The sequence below is a fragment of the Sporosarcina sp. NPDC096371 genome (assembly GCF_044762865.1).
In the GTDB taxonomy this organism is placed as follows: domain Bacteria; phylum Bacillota; class Bacilli; order Bacillales_A; family Planococcaceae; genus Sporosarcina.
The window spans coordinates 458399-478671 of record NZ_JBIWFE010000001.1; the positions used below are offsets into that span (position 1 = coordinate 458399).

The 20273-nt window shown below is 42.0% G+C and carries 23 protein-coding genes; all 23 read left to right on the forward strand.

What is annotated here, in order from left to right:
* Positions 1 to 5 precede the first annotated feature (5 nt).
* Positions 6 to 1004: a flagellar motor switch protein FliM gene (gene fliM, locus ACIQ0H_RS02120; RefSeq protein WP_403410211.1), complete on the forward strand. Its 999-nt coding sequence runs from the start codon at positions 6 to 8 to the stop codon at positions 1002 to 1004.
* Positions 997 to 2184 (forward strand): flagellar motor switch phosphatase FliY, encoded by a 1188-nt coding sequence (gene fliY / locus ACIQ0H_RS02125; protein ID WP_403412327.1) that lies wholly within the window; start codon positions 997 to 999, stop codon positions 2182 to 2184. The genes fliM and fliY overlap by 8 nt, the downstream gene beginning before the upstream one ends.
* A gap of 20 nt (positions 2185 to 2204) precedes the next feature.
* On the forward strand, positions 2205 to 2567 hold the full coding sequence (locus tag ACIQ0H_RS02130) for a response regulator (protein ID WP_403410214.1): 363 nt from the start codon (positions 2205 to 2207) through the stop codon (positions 2565 to 2567).
* Between the two features lie 7 nt (positions 2568 to 2574).
* Positions 2575 to 3276 carry a flagellar biosynthetic protein FliO gene (locus ACIQ0H_RS02135; protein ID WP_403410217.1) on the forward strand — a complete coding sequence of 234 codons (702 nt, stop codon included), beginning with the start codon at positions 2575 to 2577 and terminating at the stop codon, positions 3274 to 3276.
* The gene (gene fliP, locus ACIQ0H_RS02140) at positions 3269 to 3934 is read left to right on the forward strand and encodes a flagellar type III secretion system pore protein FliP (RefSeq protein ID WP_403410220.1); all 666 of its coding nucleotides are present in this window, start codon (positions 3269 to 3271) and stop codon (positions 3932 to 3934) included. The genes ACIQ0H_RS02135 and fliP overlap by 8 nt, the downstream gene beginning before the upstream one ends.
* A gap of 11 nt (positions 3935 to 3945) precedes the next feature.
* Positions 3946 to 4215 carry a flagellar biosynthesis protein FliQ gene (fliQ, locus tag ACIQ0H_RS02145; RefSeq protein ID WP_403410223.1) on the forward strand — a complete coding sequence of 90 codons (270 nt, stop codon included), beginning with the start codon at positions 3946 to 3948 and terminating at the stop codon, positions 4213 to 4215.
* 4 nt (positions 4216 to 4219) lie between these two features.
* A complete protein-coding gene (gene fliR / locus ACIQ0H_RS02150; protein ID WP_403410226.1) occupies positions 4220 to 4996 on the forward strand; it encodes a flagellar biosynthetic protein FliR in 777 nt (258 codons plus the stop codon).
* A 4-nt stretch (positions 4997 to 5000) separates the two neighbouring features.
* Positions 5001 to 6080, forward strand: coding sequence for a flagellar biosynthesis protein FlhB (gene flhB / locus ACIQ0H_RS02155; RefSeq protein WP_403410229.1), 1080 nt, complete (start codon positions 5001 to 5003; stop codon positions 6078 to 6080).
* Between the two features lie 21 nt (positions 6081 to 6101).
* Positions 6102 to 8132 carry a flagellar biosynthesis protein FlhA gene (flhA, locus tag ACIQ0H_RS02160; RefSeq protein ID WP_403410232.1) on the forward strand — a complete coding sequence of 677 codons (2031 nt, stop codon included), beginning with the start codon at positions 6102 to 6104 and terminating at the stop codon, positions 8130 to 8132.
* Entirely contained in the window at positions 8132 to 9244 is a 1113-nt protein-coding gene (flhF, locus tag ACIQ0H_RS02165) for a flagellar biosynthesis GTPase FlhF (RefSeq protein WP_403412330.1), read from the forward strand. The genes flhA and flhF overlap by 1 nt, the downstream gene beginning before the upstream one ends.
* Complete coding sequence (locus tag ACIQ0H_RS02170) at positions 9237 to 10103, forward strand: MinD/ParA family protein (protein WP_403410235.1); 867 nt, start codon at positions 9237 to 9239, stop codon at positions 10101 to 10103. Before flhF ends, ACIQ0H_RS02170 begins: the two co-directional genes overlap by 8 nt.
* Before the next feature lies 1 nt (position 10104).
* The gene (locus tag ACIQ0H_RS02175; protein WP_403410238.1) at positions 10105 to 11253 is read left to right on the forward strand and encodes a protein-glutamate methylesterase/protein-glutamine glutaminase; all 1149 of its coding nucleotides are present in this window, start codon (positions 10105 to 10107) and stop codon (positions 11251 to 11253) included.
* Between the two features lie 13 nt (positions 11254 to 11266).
* Complete coding sequence (locus ACIQ0H_RS02180) at positions 11267 to 13327, forward strand: chemotaxis protein CheW (protein ID WP_403410241.1); 2061 nt, start codon at positions 11267 to 11269, stop codon at positions 13325 to 13327.
* Between the two features lie 16 nt (positions 13328 to 13343).
* A complete protein-coding gene (locus tag ACIQ0H_RS02185; protein ID WP_403410244.1) occupies positions 13344 to 13811 on the forward strand; it encodes a chemotaxis protein CheW in 468 nt (155 codons plus the stop codon).
* Entirely contained in the window at positions 13801 to 14433 is a 633-nt protein-coding gene (locus tag ACIQ0H_RS02190; RefSeq protein WP_403410246.1) for a chemotaxis protein CheC, read from the forward strand. The genes ACIQ0H_RS02185 and ACIQ0H_RS02190 overlap by 11 nt, the downstream gene beginning before the upstream one ends.
* A gap of 1 nt (position 14434) precedes the next feature.
* Positions 14435 to 14926, forward strand: a complete 492-nt coding sequence (locus ACIQ0H_RS02195; RefSeq protein WP_403410249.1) for a chemotaxis protein CheD — start codon at positions 14435 to 14437, stop codon at positions 14924 to 14926.
* Between the two features lie 130 nt (positions 14927 to 15056).
* Complete coding sequence (locus ACIQ0H_RS02200) at positions 15057 to 15839, forward strand: FliA/WhiG family RNA polymerase sigma factor (RefSeq protein WP_403410252.1); 783 nt, start codon at positions 15057 to 15059, stop codon at positions 15837 to 15839.
* The gene (locus tag ACIQ0H_RS02205) at positions 15836 to 16144 is read left to right on the forward strand and encodes a hypothetical protein (RefSeq protein ID WP_403410254.1); all 309 of its coding nucleotides are present in this window, start codon (positions 15836 to 15838) and stop codon (positions 16142 to 16144) included. Before ACIQ0H_RS02200 ends, ACIQ0H_RS02205 begins: the two co-directional genes overlap by 4 nt.
* 17 nt (positions 16145 to 16161) lie before the next feature.
* Positions 16162 to 16650, forward strand: coding sequence for a hypothetical protein (locus ACIQ0H_RS02210; RefSeq protein ID WP_403410257.1), 489 nt, complete (start codon positions 16162 to 16164; stop codon positions 16648 to 16650).
* A gap of 142 nt (positions 16651 to 16792) precedes the next feature.
* Positions 16793 to 17518 (forward strand): 30S ribosomal protein S2, encoded by a 726-nt coding sequence (rpsB, locus tag ACIQ0H_RS02215; protein WP_403410260.1) that lies wholly within the window; start codon positions 16793 to 16795, stop codon positions 17516 to 17518.
* A gap of 149 nt (positions 17519 to 17667) precedes the next feature.
* Complete coding sequence (gene tsf, locus ACIQ0H_RS02220; RefSeq protein ID WP_403410263.1) at positions 17668 to 18552, forward strand: translation elongation factor Ts; 885 nt, start codon at positions 17668 to 17670, stop codon at positions 18550 to 18552.
* Between the two features lie 79 nt (positions 18553 to 18631).
* Positions 18632 to 19357: a UMP kinase gene (pyrH, locus tag ACIQ0H_RS02225; protein WP_403410266.1), complete on the forward strand. Its 726-nt coding sequence runs from the start codon at positions 18632 to 18634 to the stop codon at positions 19355 to 19357.
* Positions 19357 to 19914 carry a ribosome recycling factor gene (gene frr / locus ACIQ0H_RS02230; protein WP_403410269.1) on the forward strand — a complete coding sequence of 186 codons (558 nt, stop codon included), beginning with the start codon at positions 19357 to 19359 and terminating at the stop codon, positions 19912 to 19914. The genes pyrH and frr overlap by 1 nt, the downstream gene beginning before the upstream one ends.
* Positions 19915 to 20273 lie beyond the last annotated feature (359 nt).

Consider the following 20273-nt stretch of genomic DNA (forward strand, 5'->3'; position numbering starts at 1 on the left):
ACCATATGTCTGGAGATATATTGTCTCAAAATGAGATAGACGCACTTTTGTCTGCATTATCGACAGGAGAAATGTCTGCAGAAGACATGAAGAAAGAGGATGAGACGCGAAAGGTCAGAGTATATGATTTCAAACGTGCTCTCCGGTTTTCCAAAGATCAAATTCGAAGTTTGACTCGGATCCACGAGAACTTCGCTAGACTTCTGACAACCTATTTCTCAGCACAGTTACGGACGTATGTTCAGATCAATGTTGCTTCAGTCGATCAAATTCCGTTCGAGGAATTTATTCGTTCCATACCTAATATGACCTTGATCAATATTTTTGAAGTGCCTCCACTCGATGGGAATATCTTGATGGAAGTGAATCCTAACATTGCTTATTCGATGCTCGACCGCCTTATGGGGGGGGCTGGAACAAGTCCAGGGAAAGCCGATAATTTAACTGAAATTGAATCTAAAATCTTGACGAATTTATTTGAAAGATCCTTCGATAACTTACGTGAGGCTTGGTCCGGCATCATCGATATAGATCCGTTCCTAACAGAGATGGAAGTGAATCCGCAGTTTCTTCAAATGATATCTCCCAACGAAACAGTAGTTGTTATTTCATTTAACATCATGATTGGTGAATCAAGTGGAATGATTAACATTTGTATTCCTCATGTTGTGTTAGAGCCAATTGTTCCGAATTTATCGGTCCGTTATTGGATGCAATCCAATAAGAAAGAACCAACACCGGAGCAAAGTGTTGTGCTTGAAAAACGCTTAAGGCAAGCCACATTGCCTGTAGTAGCTGAGCTTGGGCAAGGGAAGATGTCGGTTGAAGATTTCCTTTATCTACAACTAGGGGATGTTATCCCGCTGGAGAGTAAAATTGATGCCCCGCTCGTCGTGAAAATTGGCGATATCCCGAAATTCACAGCGCAACCGGGTCATTTAAAGAGTCGGATGGCTGTGCAGATAATAGACACATTGATAGGAGGGGATGAGGATGATGAGTGATAATATCCTTTCGCAGGAAGAAATCGAAGCTTTATTACGCGGTGAGCCCGTTGAACCTGTCGGGACTGAAGAAACTAGCGACTCGTCCACCGATAGCATAAAAACTGCTGATTACTTGGACGAGTTAGAACGGGACGCACTTGGAGAAATTGGAAATATTTCATTCGGAAGTGCGGCAACAGCATTGTCTGCATTACTTGGGCAAAAGGTTGATATCACAACACCGACCATTACGGTTGTGAACAGAAAAGAACTAGAGGAAGAATTTATCCATCCGTATGTAGCTGTAAAGGTGAAATATACGGAAGGGCTAAGCGGGATGAATCTATTTGTCATCAAGCAAAGTGATGCAGCAATTATTGCGGATCTTATGCTTGGTGGTGAAGGAACACAGCCCGATATGAACCTTGGAGAAATCCATTTAAGTGCAGTGCAAGAGGCTATGAATCAGATGATGGGTTCTGCAGCAACATCGATGTCAACGATGTTCAACAAAAAAGTAGATATATCACCACCTTCAATTGATTTATTGGATATGGATTCCGGTAGAGGTCGTGAACTAATCCCGCAAGAGGAGTTATCGATAAAGGTATCATTTGCACTTAAAGTAGGTGAGTTAATTGATTCGAATATCATGCAACTCCTACCACTTGTTTTTGGGCAAGAGTTAGTAGCTACCCTTCTTGGGGGAAGTGCGATGAGCGAGACAGCAGCCGTTGTCGAAGTGGCGCCAACGCTTGAAAAACAACAACCGACTATGCAACAGCCGCCACAACAAATGTACGAGCAAAGTGTTCCAACCCAAGGCATGCAACAACCTGCACCGCCACAACAACAAATGTATGTGCGACAACCGCAAGTAAATGTCCAACAAGCACAGTTTGCGAGCTTTGAAAGTCCACCTTTGGAGCAGGTCGAGACCAATAACTTGAATATGCTTCTCGATATTCCGTTGCAGGTGACTGTTGAACTAGGAAGAACAAAGCGTTCTGTTAAGGAAATATTAGAGATGTCAAGCGGTTCTATCATTGAACTTGATAAGCTCGCGGGTGAGCCGGTCGATATACTGGTCAACAATCGTCATATTGCCAAAGGTGAAGTGGTTGTTATCGATGAAAACTTCGGTGTACGCATCACGGATATTTTAAGCCAAACAGACCGTTTAAATAATCTACGCTAAATAACAGGAGGTAATACAGAATGGGTAAACGTATTTTAATAGTGGATGACGCAGCTTTTATGCGCATGATGATTAAGGATATTTTGACGAAAAATAATTTCGAAGTTGTCGGTGAAGCGGCTGATGGGGCACAAGCTGTTGAGAAATATGAAGAATTGAAGCCGGATCTTGTCACAATGGATATTACAATGCCTGAAATGGATGGAATCGCTGCACTAAAAGCGATTAAAGAAAAACATCCATCTGCAACAATCATTATGTGTTCAGCGATGGGGCAACAAGCGATGGTTATCGATGCGATTCAAGCTGGAGCGAAGGACTTTATCGTTAAGCCTTTCCAAGCAGACCGCGTGATTGAAGCAATCGAAAAAGCTTTAGGATAATAACGGGATGAAATTAGCCACAGTACAAAAATATTTGTCAGCATTCATTTTGATGCTTCTGTTAGTAGGACAGTTGTCGTATGTATACGCCTTAGCAGACGAGGATTCAAACAAGCCTGTATCGGATTACTTCAGTACTGAAGAAGACAATGATACGGAAAAAAAAGAACTTGAACCTGACACCAACGAACCAACCGCCGACCGTACATCTGAGGGGAAGGCGGTTGGTTCATCGGCAGGTGATTATATAAAGGTTATGTTCGCATTACTGTTTGTTGTTGGATTATTATTTGGACTATTAAAATTGGTCAATCGAAAAAATCGGCTATACGATAAAAATCGATTCATGAAAAATATGGGCGGTATCTCGCTAGGACAGCATAAATCGATTCAATTAGTAACTATTGGCGAATCGTACTACCTAATTGGTGTAGGGGACGATATTCGGCTATTGAAAGAAATTACGGAGCCCGAGGAGATTGACAAACTTGTACAGTTTTACGAGGGAGACAATGGGGAACTGGCAACTGGCATGCTCAACCGTGTGCTCATGAAAATGACTGGTCAATTGAAAAAAGGTCAAATGCATCAATCGAAAGAGTCAGCTGACTTTGGTGAACTGTTCAAATCCAGACTCGATGAGATGAAAGAGGAAAGGAATCGGCAAATTGGCCGATTGACAGAAAAGGAGCGAAACCTAGATGAATGATTTCGTTCAATTCTTTTCGGACAGTGAGGCGTCCAACGTATCGACATCTATTAAAATGATGCTCCTTTTGACGGTCTTGTCTCTTGCACCAGCGATTCTTATTTTGATGACTTCGTTCGCGCGAATTGTGATCGTTCTGTCATTCGTCAGAACAGCACTTGCAACGCAACAAATGCCGCCGAATCAAGTAATCGTTGGACTTGCCCTTTTCTTAACATTTTTCATTATGGCACCGACATTTCAACAGGTAAATGAACAAGCACTAACACCATTGTTTGAAGACGAAATAACACTTGAAGAAGCTTATGAAAAGGCTAGCATGCCGTTAAAAGAATTTATGAGTAAACATACAAGGCAGAAGGATTTGGAATTATTCCTTCATTATAACCAAGCGGATCGACCTGACTCTCTTGAAGACATATCACTCACGATGCTCGTACCTGCATTTGCGCTCAGTGAAATCAAAACTGCATTCCAAATGGGCTTCATGATCTTCATACCGTTTCTTGTAATCGATATGATTGTCGCGAGTATTTTGATGTCGATGGGGATGATGATGTTACCACCAGTTATGATTTCATTACCTTTTAAAATCTTGTTATTTATACTTGTCGATGGTTGGTACCTCATTATTAAATCATTGTTACAAAGTTTCTAGGAGGGGTTTACATGACGATGGAAATGGTTGTAGGCATAGCTGAGAGTGCAATCTGGGTCATTCTTTTGGCATCAGGCCCCCTCCTTCTCATTGCACTTGGAACAGGTCTTGCTGTCAGTATTTTTCAGGCTACAACGCAAATACAGGAACAAACACTTGCGTTTGTCCCTAAAATTGTTGCTGTACTTGTCGGCATTGTTGTTTTTGGTCCGTGGATGTTAGCGAAGGTAACATCCTTCTCATCCGATATTTTTGAAAATCTAATTAGGTATATCGGGTGATAAGATGGAAGATTTAATACCCTCATTCGCCGCATACTTACTTATTTTAACTCGGGTTACTGCATTTTTTGTGACAGTACCATTGTTTTCTTATCGTGCTATTCCAACCACTCTACGAATCATTTTTGGAGCCTTACTCGCATGGATGCTTGTTTATTCGATTGATGTGCCAGATTTAGAGATTGATGGGACATACCTTCTACTTGTTGTGAAAGAGGTAATTACGGGATTAGCCATAGGCATGATTGCGTACATCATCATGGCGGCGATTCAAATTGCTGGAGGTTTCATCGACTTTCAGATGGGTTTTGCTATCGCAAACGTGATTGATCCGCAAACGGGAGCGCAATCTCCACTACTCGGTCAATTCTTCAATTCACTTGCGATTTTGCTATTGTTGGTATTGAATGGCCACCATATGTTGTTGGATGGAATTTTTTATAGCTACCAATTCATACCTATGGATCAATTATGGCCGTCCTTAGGTGAGGAGCGCTTAGCTGAATTCGTTGTTAGGATATTTGCGACATCCTTCGGGATTGCTTTTCAAATGTCAATACCAATTGTTGCAACGTTGTTCCTTGTTGATTTGGCACTTGGGATTACGGCTAGAGCTGTACCGCAAATGAACATTTTCGTCGTCGGTTTTCCAATCAAGATTGGCGTTAGTTTTCTTGTGTTAGCTATCATGATGGGCGTCATGGTTCAAATGATGAAAAAGTTATTCGAAGTGATGATAATTGGTATGCGGGATTTGATGGTCCTACTTGGGGGTGGCTAACAAGATGTTACGGCTTAATCTGCAGTTTTTTGCAGGGGAAAAAACCGAAAAAGCTACTCCGAAAAAGCGTCAAGATTCCCGAAAAAAAGGGCAAGTGTTAAAAAGCCAGGATGTGACAAGTGCAATTGTCCTGCTTACCGTGTTCCTTTTCCTGTTCTTTGCCGCAGGGTTCATGAGGGACCGTTTTTTCATGTTTTTCACTCAAGCATTTACAGAGTATGTTCCGCTCACGAACTTTAATGAGGGGAAGGCAATGCTCATTTATTCTGAAGTCTTAATTCAAGTGGCATTCATTTTGCTACCAATCATGCTTGTTGCGGTTGTTGCGGGCTTGGCGGGAAACTTATTTCAGTTTGGTTTGCTCTTTACGACGGAACCATTAAAACTCGATTTGAAGAAAATCGATCCAATTAAAGGACTTAAACGAATTTTTTCCATTCGAGCAATTGTTGAATTAATGAAATCTATACTGAAAATATCATTCATTGGTACGACAACTGTGATTATCCTTATGTTGAATCTCGACAAAGTACTTGCGTTGGCTTTTAAAAGTCCTTGGGATACGCTAACAACTGTCGGACAACTTGCAGCTATTATGGGAATCACGGCGGCATTTGTGCTGTTATTCATTTCAATTCTTGATTTTTTCTATCAGAAATTTGACTACGAAAAAAATCTCCGAATGTCCAAACAGGATATTAAGGATGAACATAAAAACGTTGAAGGGGACCCCATTATCAAATCACGTATTAAGCAACGTCAGCGCGAAATGGCTATGCGACGCATGATGCAAGAAGTTCCGCATGCAGATGTTGTCATTACAAATCCAACGCACTATGCCATTGCACTCAAGTATGACGATGGCGATATGGATGCACCGGTTGTTGTGGCAAAAGGTGTCGATTTTGTAGCCCAGAAGATAAAAATGATTGCCAAAGAGCATGATATCACGATGGTTGAAAATCGACCGTTGGCAAGAGCTATGTACGATGATGTGGAAGTTGGGGGACGAATCCCAGAAGAATTTTTTAAAGCTGTTGCAGAAATCCTAGCGTATGTTTATCGTATACAACGCAAAATTTGATTACAAGAAAGTAGGGATGACATGAAATTTAGAGATATAGGCGTGCTTGCGGCGGTCATCATGATTGTCGCTATGCTTGTCATCCCGCTTCCGACTTGGCTTCTAAGCTTCCTGATTATCGTCAATATTACACTTGGTTTAATGGTGTTAATGACATCTATGAATATGAAGGAAGCATTGGAGTTTTCTATTTTCCCAACGCTAGTACTACTTCTGACATTGTTCCGACTTGGTTTGAATGTATCCACAACGCGAGCCATTTTATCGAATGGAGATGCAGGTGGGGTTGTAGAAACGTTCGGGACATTCGTAACAGGTGGAAACGTTGTCGTCGGACTTGTTGTCTTTACGATTCTGGTTCTTATCCAGTTCATCGTTATTACAAAAGGGGCGGAGCGGGTATCGGAAGTTGCTGCTCGCTTTACACTCGACGCGATGCCAGGTAAGCAGATGAGTATCGATGCTGATTTGAATGCAGGGATGATTTCTGAGACGGAAGCGCGTGCGCGACGTGAAAAAGTAAGTAATGAAGCTGACTTTTATGGCGCGATGGATGGGGCAACGAAGTTCGTTAAAGGGGACGCGATTGCAGGGATTATCATGGTCATTATAAACCTACTCGTCGGAATGATTATCGGAGTCGTCCAAATGGGGCTTCCGTTTGGAGAAGCGGCCACGCTCTTTTCACAACTGACGGTCGGTGACGGGATTGTTTCTCAAATTCCAGCTCTGCTAATTTCGACCGCAACTGGAATTGTTGTCACACGAGCAACGTCTGAAGGGAATTTAGGCGCGGACATTACCAAGCAACTACTTGGCCAAACGAAACTGCTTTATGTGGGTGCTGCGACGATTCTGTTACTTGGACTTGCCACACCTATCAACGACGTGCTAACGATTCCAATTGCCGCTGCACTTGCCATTTCTGCATTTATGATGTCACGTAAAGTGGAAGAGGACCCTAAGGAATTGTTAGAAATGGAAGAAGAGACTGAAGCTGAGGGTATGAAGAGCCCGGAGAATGTCGTCAATCTTCTTAATATCGATCCCATCGAATTTGAATTTGGCTATGGATTAATCCCGCTCGTTGACGCAACGCAAGGGGGGGATCTTCTCGATCGAGTCGTTATGATTCGTAGACAGTTGGCCATCGAACTTGGGCTAGTTATTCCAGTTGTTCGTATTCGGGATAACATTCAATTACAGCCAAATGAGTACAGAATCAAGATTAAGGGAAGTGAGTTAGCAAGGGGAGAACTTTTGCTTGACCACTATCTTGCGATGAGCCCTGGAGGTGATGATTCGATCGAGGGGATTGATACGATTGAGCCATCATTCGGACTGCCGGCTAAATGGATTGCCGAAGATGTCAAAGAAGATGCAGAAATCTTGGGTTACACCGTTGTCGATCCACCAAGCGTTGTGTCTACACATTTGACGGAAGTTATTCGTGCGAATGCTTCGGCTTTGATTGGTCGCCAGGAAACGAAGCAACTTGTCGATCATGTGCGTGAAACATTCCCGATTCTTGTGGATGAACTAACACCAACACCGCTATCAATTGGCGAGATTCAAAAAGTGTTGGCTAAATTATTGAACGAGCATGTCTCAGTTCGAAATTTGCCAATAATCTTTGAAACGCTTGCGGATTATTCGAAATATACATCGGATGTAGATGTTTTGACGGAATACGTTAGGCAAGGTCTTGCAAGGCAAATTACCAATCAGTACGTGACGGCAGGACAATCTCTAAAAGTACTGACTGTGTCTGGCAAAATCGAGAAAATGATAGCAGATAATATACAGCAAACAGAACAAGGAAATTACTTATCCATTGATCCAGGACATTCGCAAGAAATTCTTGAATCGATTGCAGGGGAAGTAGAACGTGTAGCATTGATGGATCAGTCGCCAGTCGTTCTTTGTTCACCAGCAATTCGGATGTATCTCCGACAGATTACAGAGAGGTATTTCCCTCAAATTCCAGTATTATCCTATAACGAATTAGAAGCATCGATTGAAGTTCAAAGCGTTGGGGTGGTTGATATTTGATGAAAATGAAAAAGTATACAGCGGAAACCATGGTTGATGCAATGAAAAAAGTGCGTGCTGATTTTGGGGATGATGCGCTGATTCTTAGTTCAAACGTCGTCAAGTCGAAAGGATTTCTTGGTTTTTTTAAAAAGAAATCTGTAGAAGTTGTCGCGGGCTTTGATGAACCGACTTTGAAAATGGAAGAACCGGTTCTTCCGTTTCTATCGCCAAGTTTTGAAAGTACTGACAAGACCTCTATTGAACTGAAGAAAGAAATGTTTGAGATGAAAACTATGTTGAAGGAAATGCAGCAATCTGCTAATCATTCAAGGTTACCTGAAAACGTGAAACCATTACTGACACATCTTGAGAAGCAGGGTTTATCTGCAGAGTTTATTACACAAATCGGGGAAGAGATTTTCGATCGGATGAAAGCTGAGAAAAAAGACTTCACCCATGAAGAGCAATATCTCATCGCTAAAGATTTTCTAGAAAGAACAATGAGGGATTTGCCGTTCGGGGGCGTTTCTTTCAATAAAAAATACATTAATGTACTTGGGCCAACTGGTGTTGGTAAAACGACCACGATTGCCAAGATTGCGGCGCGGGCTCTCCTTGAGAAAAAGAAAAAAATAGGTTTTATTACAACGGATACATACCGAATTGCGGCAATCGAGCAACTTCGAACTTATGCGAATTTACTACAAGCTCCTGTAGAAGTTGCCTACAATAGCCAGGACTTTGAAAAGGCTATCGCTAAACTTGCAGATCGGGATCTCATTTTCATTGATACAGCGGGACGAAATTACAAAGAGGTAAAGTTTGTGGAAGATTTGACAAAGCTGATTGATTTTTCGCTAGATATGGAATCATTCCTAGTTCTTTCTATGACATCGAAAGAACAGGATATGAAGATAATCGTGGAACAGTTCAAGGCATTTTCAATTGAAAAGTTTATTTTCACTAAAATGGATGAAACAAGCTCAATCGGACCTATGTTCAATTTGATGAAGGATCACAGTATTGGGACTGCTTATTATACGGATGGTCAAGAAGTGCCAGAAGATATTACAGAGGCAGATTATCAAACATTAATTACTTTGCTGTTGAAGGGTGCTTACGATGCGTGATCAGGCGGAAACACTCAGACTCAAGATGCTGAAGTCTCAAGGGGAACTATCTAGATCGATTGCTATAGTCAGTGGAAAAGGCGGCGTTGGGAAATCCAATTTCTCTACAAATTTTGCCCATGCACTTCTTTCAAAAGGTAAGAAAGTGATTATCGTGGATATGGATATTGGCATGGGGAATATCCATATCCTTCTTGGTAAGACGCCGATATTTAGTTTAAAAGATTATCTACAAGGTACGGAAGAGATTGACGCAGTCATTAATGAGACGGAGGAAGGTTTGCGTTTTATCTCTGGAGGGTCGGGCTTAGACGATGTGTTGGAGTGGTCAAAAGAAGTGTTTGATCGTTTAGTTTTAGCATTTGAGTACTTGCAAACAGAATACGATTTCATATTGTTTGATATGGGGGCAGGGGCGACCCAGCGATCAATCGAATTGATTGTGGCGGTCGACGAGATCATCGTTATCTCGACGACGGAGCCAACGTCGATTACAGACGCGTACTCTATGATGAAGTTCATTTGTATACAAGATCCTGATAAGACCTTTCACTTGGTGAGTAATCGCGTTTCAAAAAATGATGAAGATAATGATGCTGTATTAAGACTTCAGTATGCTATGCGGAAATTTTTGAATAAAGAGACTACGGTTCTTGGTTTTCTTCCCGAAGATCCAACTGTCCATAAGGCGGTTATTGCACAGCAACCATTTATGCTTCTTTTTCCAAATTCTCCTATTTCAAAAAGGATGATGTTAATCGCGGATACGTTTGCCGGAACAAATTCCGGTGTAGTGTCTAAGCAAGGAGACGGGTTCCTCGGGAAATTGAGATACATATTTACGAAAGGGCGTGGATGATTTGGATACAGGCAATCGAAAGAAAGCGCTTGTTGTGGATGATTCGGCGTTTATGCGTAAGCTCATTACTGACTTTCTTTCAGGGCATCCAGAAATTGATGTGATTGGAACTGCACGTAATGGGAAAGAGGCTGTAGAAAAAGTACGAACATTAAGGCCAGATGTTGTCACAATGGATATCGAAATGCCCATTATGAATGGCCTAGAAGCGTTGAAGGAAATTATGGAGAAGCACCCAGTACCCGTAGTCATGTTATCAAGCACGACGAAAATAGGCGCAGAAAATACGATGCTTGCCATGGAATATGGGGCTGTTGATTTTGTCGCAAAGCCAGGGGGAGCAATTTCTTTAAATCTTCATGAAGTGAAGGAAGAGATACTGAAAAAAGTAATGGCTGCTGTTGGCGTACGTATGTCTACGCTGACACGAACGATACCTAGTACGCCTGTGACAAGTCTACTCGTTTCGAAATCAACCCGTTATTCGTCCGAATCAAAAAATGAATTATTCTCCACAGCGAATCTACAAAATCGGGTGTCATTCAGGTCAAAAAACAAGATGTTTAAATCAGGTAAGACGTTCGTTTTAGTAGGGACTTCAACAGGGGGACCTAGAGCGCTTCAGGAAGTGTTAACAAAATTGCCTGCTACGATTGGTGTTCCTATCCTCGTTGTTCAGCATATGCCACCAGGATTTACGAAGTCTCTTGCGGACAGACTGAACGGACTCTGCAATATAACTGTCAAGGAAGCGGAAGATGGCGAGATTCTTGAAAGTGGGACTGCTTATATTGCACCAGGAGGTAAGCATCTCAAAATGATGAAAAAGGGGTTGGACTATTTCGTCAGACTAGATGCTGAGGAACCTCCGCGAATAGGCCACCGTCCGTCTGTGGATGTCCTTCTGGAGTCAGCGGCAGAACATGCAGATGTTAACTTTTTGACTGTCATCATGACGGGTATGGGATATGACGGAAAAGTGGGTATGGAAGTACTACGGAAAAATGGAAGAACGATGACGATTGCAGAGTCTGCGAAGACATCTGTTGTCTATGGCATGCCAAAGGCGATAAAGGAAGCTGGACTTGCCGATGAAGTAGTGGACTTACAAAATATATCAGAATCGATTTTGGAAATCATAAAGTCGTAGAGGGGGCGTCACAATGGATACAAATCAATATTTGGAAATGTTTATTGACGAAAGTAAAGAGCACCTTCAATCGTGTAATGAACATCTGTTAGAACTTGAAAAAAATCCGCAAGATCTTGGCATTGTAAATGAAATATTCCGATCTGCCCATACGTTAAAAGGGATGTCTGCAACAATGGGCTACGAAGACATTGCTGACTTAACACATATGATGGAAAATGTTTTGGATGCAATTCGCAACTCTAAAATACCTGTCACAACTGAAATTTTGGATGTTGTCCTTCAAGCTGTTGATTATCTTGAAGAAATGGTCATGGATATAGCTTCTGGTGGCGAAGGTAAAAAAGATGTCCGTGAACTTGTGGAATCACTAAATCGCATTGAGGCTGGTGGCTCTGCAGATATCCTAGCAATCGCCGAAACTGCGGCAACTGCTGTAATAGAGAATGGAAACGGTCAACAAGCTGCACTTCATTACGATGATTATGAAATGACGGTCATTAGCCAATCGTTCGAGCAAGGATTTAATGCATTGGAGATCACTGTGCAATTGAGGGAAGACTGTGTGTTAAAAGCGGCAAGGGTATTCATGGTATTTGGCCTACTTGAAAAAGCTGGTGAAATCATTAAATCTGAGCCGAAAGTTGAACAACTTGAAAATGAAGAATTTGGCGAAATATTTTCTGTGGCATTGATTACGAAAGAACACGCGGACACATTGCAGGCTCAAGTGATGAAAGTATCCGAAGTGGAATCTGTAACCGTTACTATACTGACTGATGATTATTTAATAAATGGTAAACGCTACAATGATGAAGAAGTGGCTACATCTCAAGAGACTGTAGTAGCAATTCAAAAATCGCCGACTATCACTACGGAACAAACTGAACCTCAAGGAAAACGCAATACGGGGGTACAGTCAGGTGGCAAGACCATCCGTGTCAATATTGATCGGCTCGATATTCTTATGAATTTATTCGAAGAGCTTGTGATCGATCGTGGCAGACTCCAATCCATTGCGGGTGAGCTCAATAACCCGGAATTGAATGAAACTGTTGAACGGATGACGCGGGTATCTGGTGATTTGCAAAGCATCATTTTGAATATGCGAATGATACCGGTCGAAACAGTCTTCAATCGTTTCCCGAAAATGGTCAGGCAACTGGCACGTGATTTGAACAAGAAAGTTTCGCTAGAGATTATCGGTGCTGAAACTGAACTAGATCGAACTGTTATTGATGAAATCGGTGATCCGCTTGTCCATTTGATCCGTAATGCACTTGATCATGGGGTTGAGAGTCCAGCAGAGCGACTTGCGAAAGGTAAGCCTGAAGAAGGTACGGTCACGTTGCGCGCTTACCATTCAGGTAATCACGTATTCATTGAACTTGAAGACGATGGGGCTGGCGTAAATCGTGAGCGCGTAGTTGCCAAAGCCATCAAAAATGGACTCATCACTGAAGAAGTTGCACAAACAATGACGGACCGTCAAGTGGCCGAACTCATTTTGGCATCAGGTTTCTCAACGGCTGAGAAAATTTCGGATGTATCCGGTCGAGGTGTAGGGTTGGATGTTGTTAAAAACACGATTGAGTCGCTTGGAGGCTATATTTCTATCGAGTCAACAGAGGGACAAGGCTCTCTATTCCAAGTCCAACTGCCATTAACATTGTCCATCATTTCAGTAATGCTGGTGGAGTTGGAGAAAGAAGTGTATGCCATTCCATTGTCATCTATTATTGAAACGGCCATTATTCAGACATCAGATATTTTACATGCGCATAACCAAAAAGTGATTGATTTCCGTGGGAATATCGTACCGCTTGTCTACCTAAAAGAAATTTTCGAAATGCCTGAACAGCATGATGAGTCCGATGGGTTCCAGTCAGTCGTTATCGTTCGTAAAGGCGAAAGACTTGCGGGATTAGTTGTCGATTCATTCATCGGTCAACAGGAGATAGTGTTGAAGTCTCTTGGTAATTACTTGCAAAGCGTTTTTGCAATATCTGGTGCAACCATTCTTGGAAATGGACAAGTTGCGCTCATTGTTGATTGCAACTCACTGATCAAATAGGCGGGAGTGAAAGATCATGACTGAAATACTCAATCAAAAAGATATGAAAGTTATTGTTTTCCAGTTGATGGATAAGGAATATGCAATTGGTGTCGACGTCGTTCAGTCGATCGAGAAAATGTTGTCCATTTCACGGGTTCCGAAAACTCCGTCTTATGTAAAAGGAGTTCTTAATCTGGCGGGCGTAGTGACACCAATCGTTGACTTGCGCGCTCGATTTGGCTTGGATGTCAAAGAGGCGGATGAACATACAAGAATTATTATTGTCACGCTTGAAGACTATGATGTGGGGCTAATCGTTGATGCGGCGAACGATATACTAGATATTCCAGTGGAGTCAATTGAACCGCAACCAGAAGTGATTGGTTCTGTCGAAGTGGATTTCATCTCAGGTGTAGCTAAAGTGGAAAAGCGTTTGCTCGTTATGCTTAATTTGGCGAAAGTTCTAGAGCCCATTAAGCGGGTGACTTCAGATGACCTCTGAAAATGCCATAACGGAAATGCATCTCGATGTTTTGAGAGAAATTGGTAATATTGGCGCTGCGCACGCGGCAACGTCTTTGTCACAATTACTAGATTGCAAAATCGAGATGTATGTACCGAATGTCAAGCTTGTTTCATTTGATGAAATGTTTGACCTCGCGGGAGGGGCGGAAGCGATTGTAGCAGGTATTTTCCTTCGGATTGAGGGAGACTTATCGGGTAGTATGTTTTTCGTTCTTTCCGTGGAATCTGCCAATCACTTCATTAAAAGGTTGTTAAATGATGAGACGTTTGATTTTGGTGCCTCTAATCTTCCTGAGATTGGCGTATCCGCTATGCAGGAACTTGGTAATATTCTTTCAGGATCTTATTTGTCGGCACTGTCCGATTTTACGGGATTGAAAATCTATCCGACAGTGCCTTCTTTGAGCGTGGATATGGTTGGCGCAATCGTTAGTTTTGGACTGATTGAAGTCTCTCATTTTAGCGATGAAGTTATTGTTATTGACACGCAGATTCAGGCAGAAGGTGAGAATGGCAGTACAAGTATTGACGGTCACTTTTTCTTGCTTCCAGATCCAACCTCTTATATAACGATTTTTCGTTCGTTAGGCGTGATGTAACATGGTGCTCAAAGAGGTGGTTCGGGTCGGGATTGCAGATATGAATATAGTCAAGGAACCGCAGACAATCCGTACATCTGGGCTTGGTTCATGTGTGGGGGTTGTGTTGTATGATGAATTGCGGAAGGTGGCCGGTTTGTTACATATCATGCTTCCGGATTCTACGCTTGGCAAATCCAATCAGTTGAATGCAGCAAAATTTGCAGATACAGGTATTTATGCATTGATGGAAATGCTAAAAGCGGAGGGGGTTAGACCGATGTCTTTAAAAGCGAAGATTGCGGGTGGCTCTCAGATGTTTCAATTTGGTTCTGGTGACACAGTTCGTATCGGTCCAAGAAATGTTGAGGCCGTAAAAACAGAATTGAGACGCTTGTCCATTCCTATAATCGCTGAAGACACGGGGGGATCCAGTGGTCGTACGATTGAATTCGATCCAGCAACATCTATCCTCAATGTTAGAACGGTAAATCAGGGAACGAAAGAACTTTGAGCAACGAGAGTGGCTTGCACGATCTGTGACTAGAAGGCATAATGCCTAGCCTAGCCGCTGTTTTCGCGATTATTTGCTATATAGATAGTAAGTAATTGTGACGGAATCATCATGGAGAGTGAGGGATTCGATGTCAAAACAGGATTTGATGGAAGAAGATGCATGTTGGGACCTTTGGATTCGTAATCGCGATCCTGATGCGGGGGATATCCTTGTTCAACGATACACTCCACTTGTCACCTATCACGTACAACGGATTAGCTCAGGGTTACCAAAGAACGTGTCTCGTGACGATATTATGAGTCTAGGACTACATGGCTTATTTGATGCTTTGACTAAATTTGATCCGGGTAGGGATTTGAAATTCGATACGTATGCTTCTTTCCGGATTAGGGGAACGATTATCGATGGGTTAAGGAAAGAAGACTGGTTACCGCGTTCTTCTCGGGAGAAATCAAAGAAGATGGAAGATGAAATTTCCAAGTTGGAACAAAAGTTATTGCGTCATGTGACACCAGAAGAAGTTGCTGACCATTTGGGTATGAGTGTTGATGATGTCTACCAGACTGTCCATGAGCATTACTTTTCAAATGTCCTCTCTATTGATGAGAAAATGGATGATGACGAAGATGATAGTCAAAAATCGTTTATCATACAGGACCAAGTATCAAAATCCCCTGAACAGCGAACGATGATGAGTGAATTGATAGGTGACTTGGTCAATACAATCAAAGAACTAAATAAAAATGAGCAACTTGTGCTAAGTCTTTTCTATACGGAAGAAATGACGTTGACGGAGATTGGTGAAATACTAAGCTTATCCACTTCCCGCATTTCTCAGATTCACTCCAAAGCATTATTTAAACTTCGCAAGCTATTATCACCTGAAATAATAGATGGAGGGATCTTATGAGCCTGAAAGGGATTGAACTGCAAATTGCGATCCCGAAGACGTTCGATGCGGGAAAGATTGCGGAACAGAAACATCTGCAGACGCAATTGAATCAGGATCAGGCAAAGACCCGCATGGAACAGCAAATGGTGAAAAATAGTGAGACCGTTTTGGAGTCGGAGAAGTACGCTAAAATGGACGCAGACGCGGATCAACATGAAAAAGAACGTGCGCATGAAAAAGAACAGCAACGGCTACAAAAAGAAGAAGAGGAGAAGAATACGAGGCATCCTTATAAAGGTTCATTCGTTGACTTCACAGGGTAATAGACATAATGGTATGGATGGCTTTAGTTTTTTTGTTTATAGTACAAATAATTGGTTTTTACTTTCTTGTCTTGCTGTACACAAAGGTTTCGAAATTTGACGACCTTGAAAAAAAACAACGCAAGCTTATGACGGAGATGGATGATTCCATAGGTGCGTATTTGTCCGAGTTGAAAGATGAAAATGAACGACTAATTGAACGCCTTGCTGCACGGGATAGAGTGGTTATTGCTCCTAAAGTGGACAGTCAGAAGAACAGCAAAGAAGTCGCTGTCGCTTTGGAGCAGCCTAAGCCTGTCATACGTGCCAAAAAACCTGTTATACCCGTCAATCTTGCTCTCAAGTCTTATAATAGTATATCGACTGCGCAAGAACCTTCAGTGGAAGCGGATGACGCTCGTACACAAGCATTTAAACTACATGATGCAGGGCAATCTATCGAGCAAATTGCCAAAGTACTAGGTAAGGGGCGAACGGAAGTAGAACTTATCTTGAAATTTAGATGAAGTGGTTGCAAAAAAAAACATATCGTGGTATATTATCAAATGGTATTACTACACACGTGCACGGACGATAGATACGGTGCCGAAAGGTCGCTCTACCGGATGAAGCGCACGGCGGAATCTAACCAAACAGGAGGAAAAACAAATGTCAGTAATCTCAATGAAACAACTGCTTGAAGCAGGAGTACACTTCGGTCACCAAACACGTCGTTGGAACCCGAAAATGAAGAAATTTATCTTCGTAGAACGTAACGGTATTTACATCATCGACCTTCAAAAAACGGTGAAAAAACTAGAAGAAGCATATGCATTCATGCGCCAAGTTGGTGCTGACGGTGGTAAAGTTCTATTCGTTGGTACAAAAAAACAAGCACAAGATGCGATTAAAGAAGAAGCTGAACGCGCTGGAATGTACTACATCAACCAACGCTGGCTCGGTGGAACACTTACAAACTTCGGCACGATTCAAAAACGTGTTGCTCGTATGAAACAAATCGAGAAAATGGAAGAAGACGGTACGTTTGACGTGCTTCCTAAAAAAGAAGTTGGACAACTTAAAAAACAACACGAACGCCTTGTTAAATTCCTTGGCGGAATCCGTGATATGAAAGCTATTCCTGACGTTATGTTCGTTGTTGACCCACGCAAAGAACGTATCGCGGTAGCAGAAGCAATCAAATTAAATATTCCATTAGTTGGAATCGTTGATACAAACTGTGATCCAGACGAAATCGATTACATCATTCCTGCGAATGATGACGCGATCCGTGCAGTACGTCTATTAACAGGTAAAATGGCTGATGCTTTGCTTGAAGCAAGACAAGGCGAAGACGAAGAAACGACTGAAGAAGCAGCAGTAGCTGCAGAGTAAATCCAGTACATGAAAAGACGATAAGCGGCTTATACCCTTATCGTCTTTTTTAGGAATTGTCTAGGATCCAGCTGCTTAACGCTCGGGATAAAAATCGACATATCCGCTATTCTTAGGAATTGATGACGTAATATTAGGAGGAAAATAAAATGGCAATTACAGCTCAAATGGTAAAAGAACTACGTGAAAAAACAGGTGCAGGTATGATGGACTGCAAAAAAGCACTTACAGAAGTAAACGGTGATATGGATGCAGCAATCGACTTTCTTCGTGAAAAAGGACTTTCTAGTGCGGCTAAAAAAGCTGACCGTATCGCAGCGGAAGGTACAACATCTATCTATGTAAACGGAAACGAAGCAATCCTTCTTGAAGTGAATGCTGAAACTGATTTCGTTGCTAAAAACGAAGGTTTCCAAGTACTTGTACAAGAGCTTGCTGAGCATCTTCTTGCTACAAAACCTGCTTCAGTTGAAGAGGCACTTGAAACAAAAATGGCAAGTGGTCTATCAGTTGCTGACCACATTTCAAACGCTGTTGCGAAAATCGGTGAGAAGTTATCACTTCGTCGCTTCGAAATTCGTACAAAAACAGACGCAGACGCATTTGGTCCATACCTTCATATGGGTGGCCGTATTGGTGTTCTTACTGTTCTTGAAGGTTCAACAGATGTTGAAGCGGCGAAAGACGTTGCAATGCACGTTGCGGCATTGAACCCTAAATACGTTTCACGTGACCAAGTTTCTGCTGAAGAAGTTGAGCATGAGCGTAAAATTCTAACTGAACAAGCATTAAACGAAGGAAAACCTGAGAATATTGTAGCGAAAATGGTCGAAGGCCGTATCGGTAAATATTTTGAAGAAATTTGTGTGCTTGATCAAGCGTTCGTTAAAAACTCTGATCAAAAAGTCGGTGACTTCGTAAATTCAACTGGCGGTACGTTGGTAGAATTTATCCGTTATGCTGTTGGTGAAGGAATCGAAAAACGTGAAGACAACTTTGCTGAAGAAGTAATGAGCCAAGTTAAAGGTAACTGATTTATCATAAGAATAACTAATGGGGAACACATGCGTGTGTTCCCTATTTTCGAGAATACGAAATAGTTGGAGGGTACAAATGAGCGTCCAAGAGTACAAACGAATCGTCTTGAAGTTAAGTGGAGAAGCACTTGCTGGTGATAAAGGTTTTGGGCTATCACCCGAGATCATTAAAACGGTTGCAGAACAGGTAAAAGAAGTTGTTGATCTTGATGTTGAGGTGGCAGTTGTTGTCGGTGGCGGCAATATTTGGCGCGGTAAGATTGGTAGCGAAATGGGTATGGACCGAGCGACAGCAGACTATATGGGTATGCTTGCAACAGTTATGAATTCTCTTGCTTTGCAGGATTCACTTGAGAAACTTGGTGTTGAAACGCGTGTATCATCTTCGATTGAAATGAGACAAGTGGCGGAACCATACATACGCCGTAAAGCGATCCGACACCTTGAAAAGAAACGGGTTGTCATTTTCGCAGCAGGTACTGGAAATCCTTATTTTTCGACAGATACGACAGCGGCATTACGCGCAGCGGAAATCGAAGCAGATGTCATTCTTATGGCGAAAAATAATGTGGATGGTGTCTACTCTGCCGATCCGATGAAAGATAAAAATGCAGTTAAATACAAAGAACTTACGTACCTAGACGTGATTAGCCAGGGTCTTGAAGTAATGGATTCTACAGCTTCAACCCTTTGTATGGACAATGATATCCCGCTCGTAGTATTCTCAATTATGGAAAATGGAAATATAAAAAGAGCCGTCCTCGGTGAACCGATTGGGACGGTTGTCAGGAGGAATTTATAATGCCGAACACAGTAATGGATCAAACAAAAGAGCGTATGGAAAAAGCGATTGGTGCGTTTACAAGAGAATTAGCATCAATTCGTGCAGGGCGTGCCAATGCTTCCCTGCTTGACAGAATTTCTGTCGAGTACTACGGAGCACCTACTCCCCTTAGCCAAATGGCAGCAATCTCAGTTCCTGAAGCTCGCCTACTTGTCATTCAACCGTATGATAAAACGACGATTGGTGATATTGAAAAGGCAATTATGAAATCGGATATTGGAATTACGCCATCTAGTGATGGGACGTTAATCCGCCTTGCGATTCCATTGTTGACGGAAGATCGCCGCAAAGAGCTCGTTAAATTGGTGAAAAAAGAAGCAGAAGATGCAAAGATTGCAGTACGTAACATTCGCCGTGATGCCAATGATGATTTCAAAAAACTTGAAAAAAGTAGCGACATCACAGAAGATGAATTACGCCGTAATGGTGAAGTAATCCAGAAGTTGACGGATTCTACAATTGAAAAAGTCGATTCAATTGCAAAAGATAAAGAAAACGAAATCATGGAAATCTGATAAAAGAACTTTCTATATTCCGGGACGTCCTAATTCCAGGACGTCTTTTTTTAACTTCATTGAGCATAAGTTTAAATATCCGCTAAATGAGTTAAACCTCCGGCGCATGCCACAGGTTTTGAATGGAAGTCAAGGAAGGCAGTCTAAGTTCGCGACGTCCTGTCGCAACAAGGAAGGATGCAGTTCAATCCTTCCCCCTGTAGGCCTCAAGCTCCATTCAAAATCTAGACGCATTGTTCTTCGCGACGAGAGCGAAGTAACAGTTGTGAATGCGCAGAGGTGTATTTAATATATATAAAATGAAATTTATCGTCTAATTTGTTACGATAGAGTAGGTACTTGCTCTGAAAAGTAGCTGA

What these genes read in the sequence shown, in the direction of transcription:
- fliM (WP_403410211.1), top strand. Translation starts at nt 6, where the DNA reads ATGTCTGGAGATATATTGTCTCAAAATGAGATAGACGCACTTTTGTCT.
- fliY (WP_403412327.1), top strand. Translation starts at nt 997, where the DNA reads ATGAGTGATAATATCCTTTCGCAGGAAGAAATCGAAGCTTTATTACGC.
- ACIQ0H_RS02130 (WP_403410214.1), top strand. Translation starts at nt 2,205, where the DNA reads ATGGGTAAACGTATTTTAATAGTGGATGACGCAGCTTTTATGCGCATG.
- ACIQ0H_RS02135 (WP_403410217.1), top strand. Translation starts at nt 2,575, where the DNA reads ATGAAATTAGCCACAGTACAAAAATATTTGTCAGCATTCATTTTGATG.
- fliP (WP_403410220.1), top strand. Translation starts at nt 3,269, where the DNA reads ATGAATGATTTCGTTCAATTCTTTTCGGACAGTGAGGCGTCCAACGTA.
- fliQ (WP_403410223.1), top strand. Translation starts at nt 3,946, where the DNA reads ATGACGATGGAAATGGTTGTAGGCATAGCTGAGAGTGCAATCTGGGTC.
- fliR (WP_403410226.1), top strand. Translation starts at nt 4,220, where the DNA reads ATGGAAGATTTAATACCCTCATTCGCCGCATACTTACTTATTTTAACT.
- flhB (WP_403410229.1), top strand. Translation starts at nt 5,001, where the DNA reads ATGTTACGGCTTAATCTGCAGTTTTTTGCAGGGGAAAAAACCGAAAAA.
- flhA (WP_403410232.1), top strand. Translation starts at nt 6,102, where the DNA reads ATGAAATTTAGAGATATAGGCGTGCTTGCGGCGGTCATCATGATTGTC.
- flhF (WP_403412330.1), top strand. Translation starts at nt 8,132, where the DNA reads ATGAAAATGAAAAAGTATACAGCGGAAACCATGGTTGATGCAATGAAA.
- ACIQ0H_RS02170 (WP_403410235.1), top strand. Translation starts at nt 9,237, where the DNA reads ATGCGTGATCAGGCGGAAACACTCAGACTCAAGATGCTGAAGTCTCAA.
- ACIQ0H_RS02180 (WP_403410241.1), top strand. Translation starts at nt 11,267, where the DNA reads ATGGATACAAATCAATATTTGGAAATGTTTATTGACGAAAGTAAAGAG.
- ACIQ0H_RS02185 (WP_403410244.1), top strand. Translation starts at nt 13,344, where the DNA reads ATGACTGAAATACTCAATCAAAAAGATATGAAAGTTATTGTTTTCCAG.
- ACIQ0H_RS02190 (WP_403410246.1), top strand. Translation starts at nt 13,801, where the DNA reads ATGACCTCTGAAAATGCCATAACGGAAATGCATCTCGATGTTTTGAGA.
- ACIQ0H_RS02195 (WP_403410249.1), top strand. Translation starts at nt 14,435, where the DNA reads ATGGTGCTCAAAGAGGTGGTTCGGGTCGGGATTGCAGATATGAATATA.
- ACIQ0H_RS02200 (WP_403410252.1), top strand. Translation starts at nt 15,057, where the DNA reads ATGTCAAAACAGGATTTGATGGAAGAAGATGCATGTTGGGACCTTTGG.
- ACIQ0H_RS02205 (WP_403410254.1), top strand. Translation starts at nt 15,836, where the DNA reads ATGAGCCTGAAAGGGATTGAACTGCAAATTGCGATCCCGAAGACGTTC.
- ACIQ0H_RS02210 (WP_403410257.1), top strand. Translation starts at nt 16,162, where the DNA reads ATGGCTTTAGTTTTTTTGTTTATAGTACAAATAATTGGTTTTTACTTT.
- rpsB (WP_403410260.1), top strand. Translation starts at nt 16,793, where the DNA reads ATGTCAGTAATCTCAATGAAACAACTGCTTGAAGCAGGAGTACACTTC.
- tsf (WP_403410263.1), top strand. Translation starts at nt 17,668, where the DNA reads ATGGCAATTACAGCTCAAATGGTAAAAGAACTACGTGAAAAAACAGGT.
- pyrH (WP_403410266.1), top strand. Translation starts at nt 18,632, where the DNA reads ATGAGCGTCCAAGAGTACAAACGAATCGTCTTGAAGTTAAGTGGAGAA.
- frr (WP_403410269.1), top strand. Translation starts at nt 19,357, where the DNA reads ATGCCGAACACAGTAATGGATCAAACAAAAGAGCGTATGGAAAAAGCG.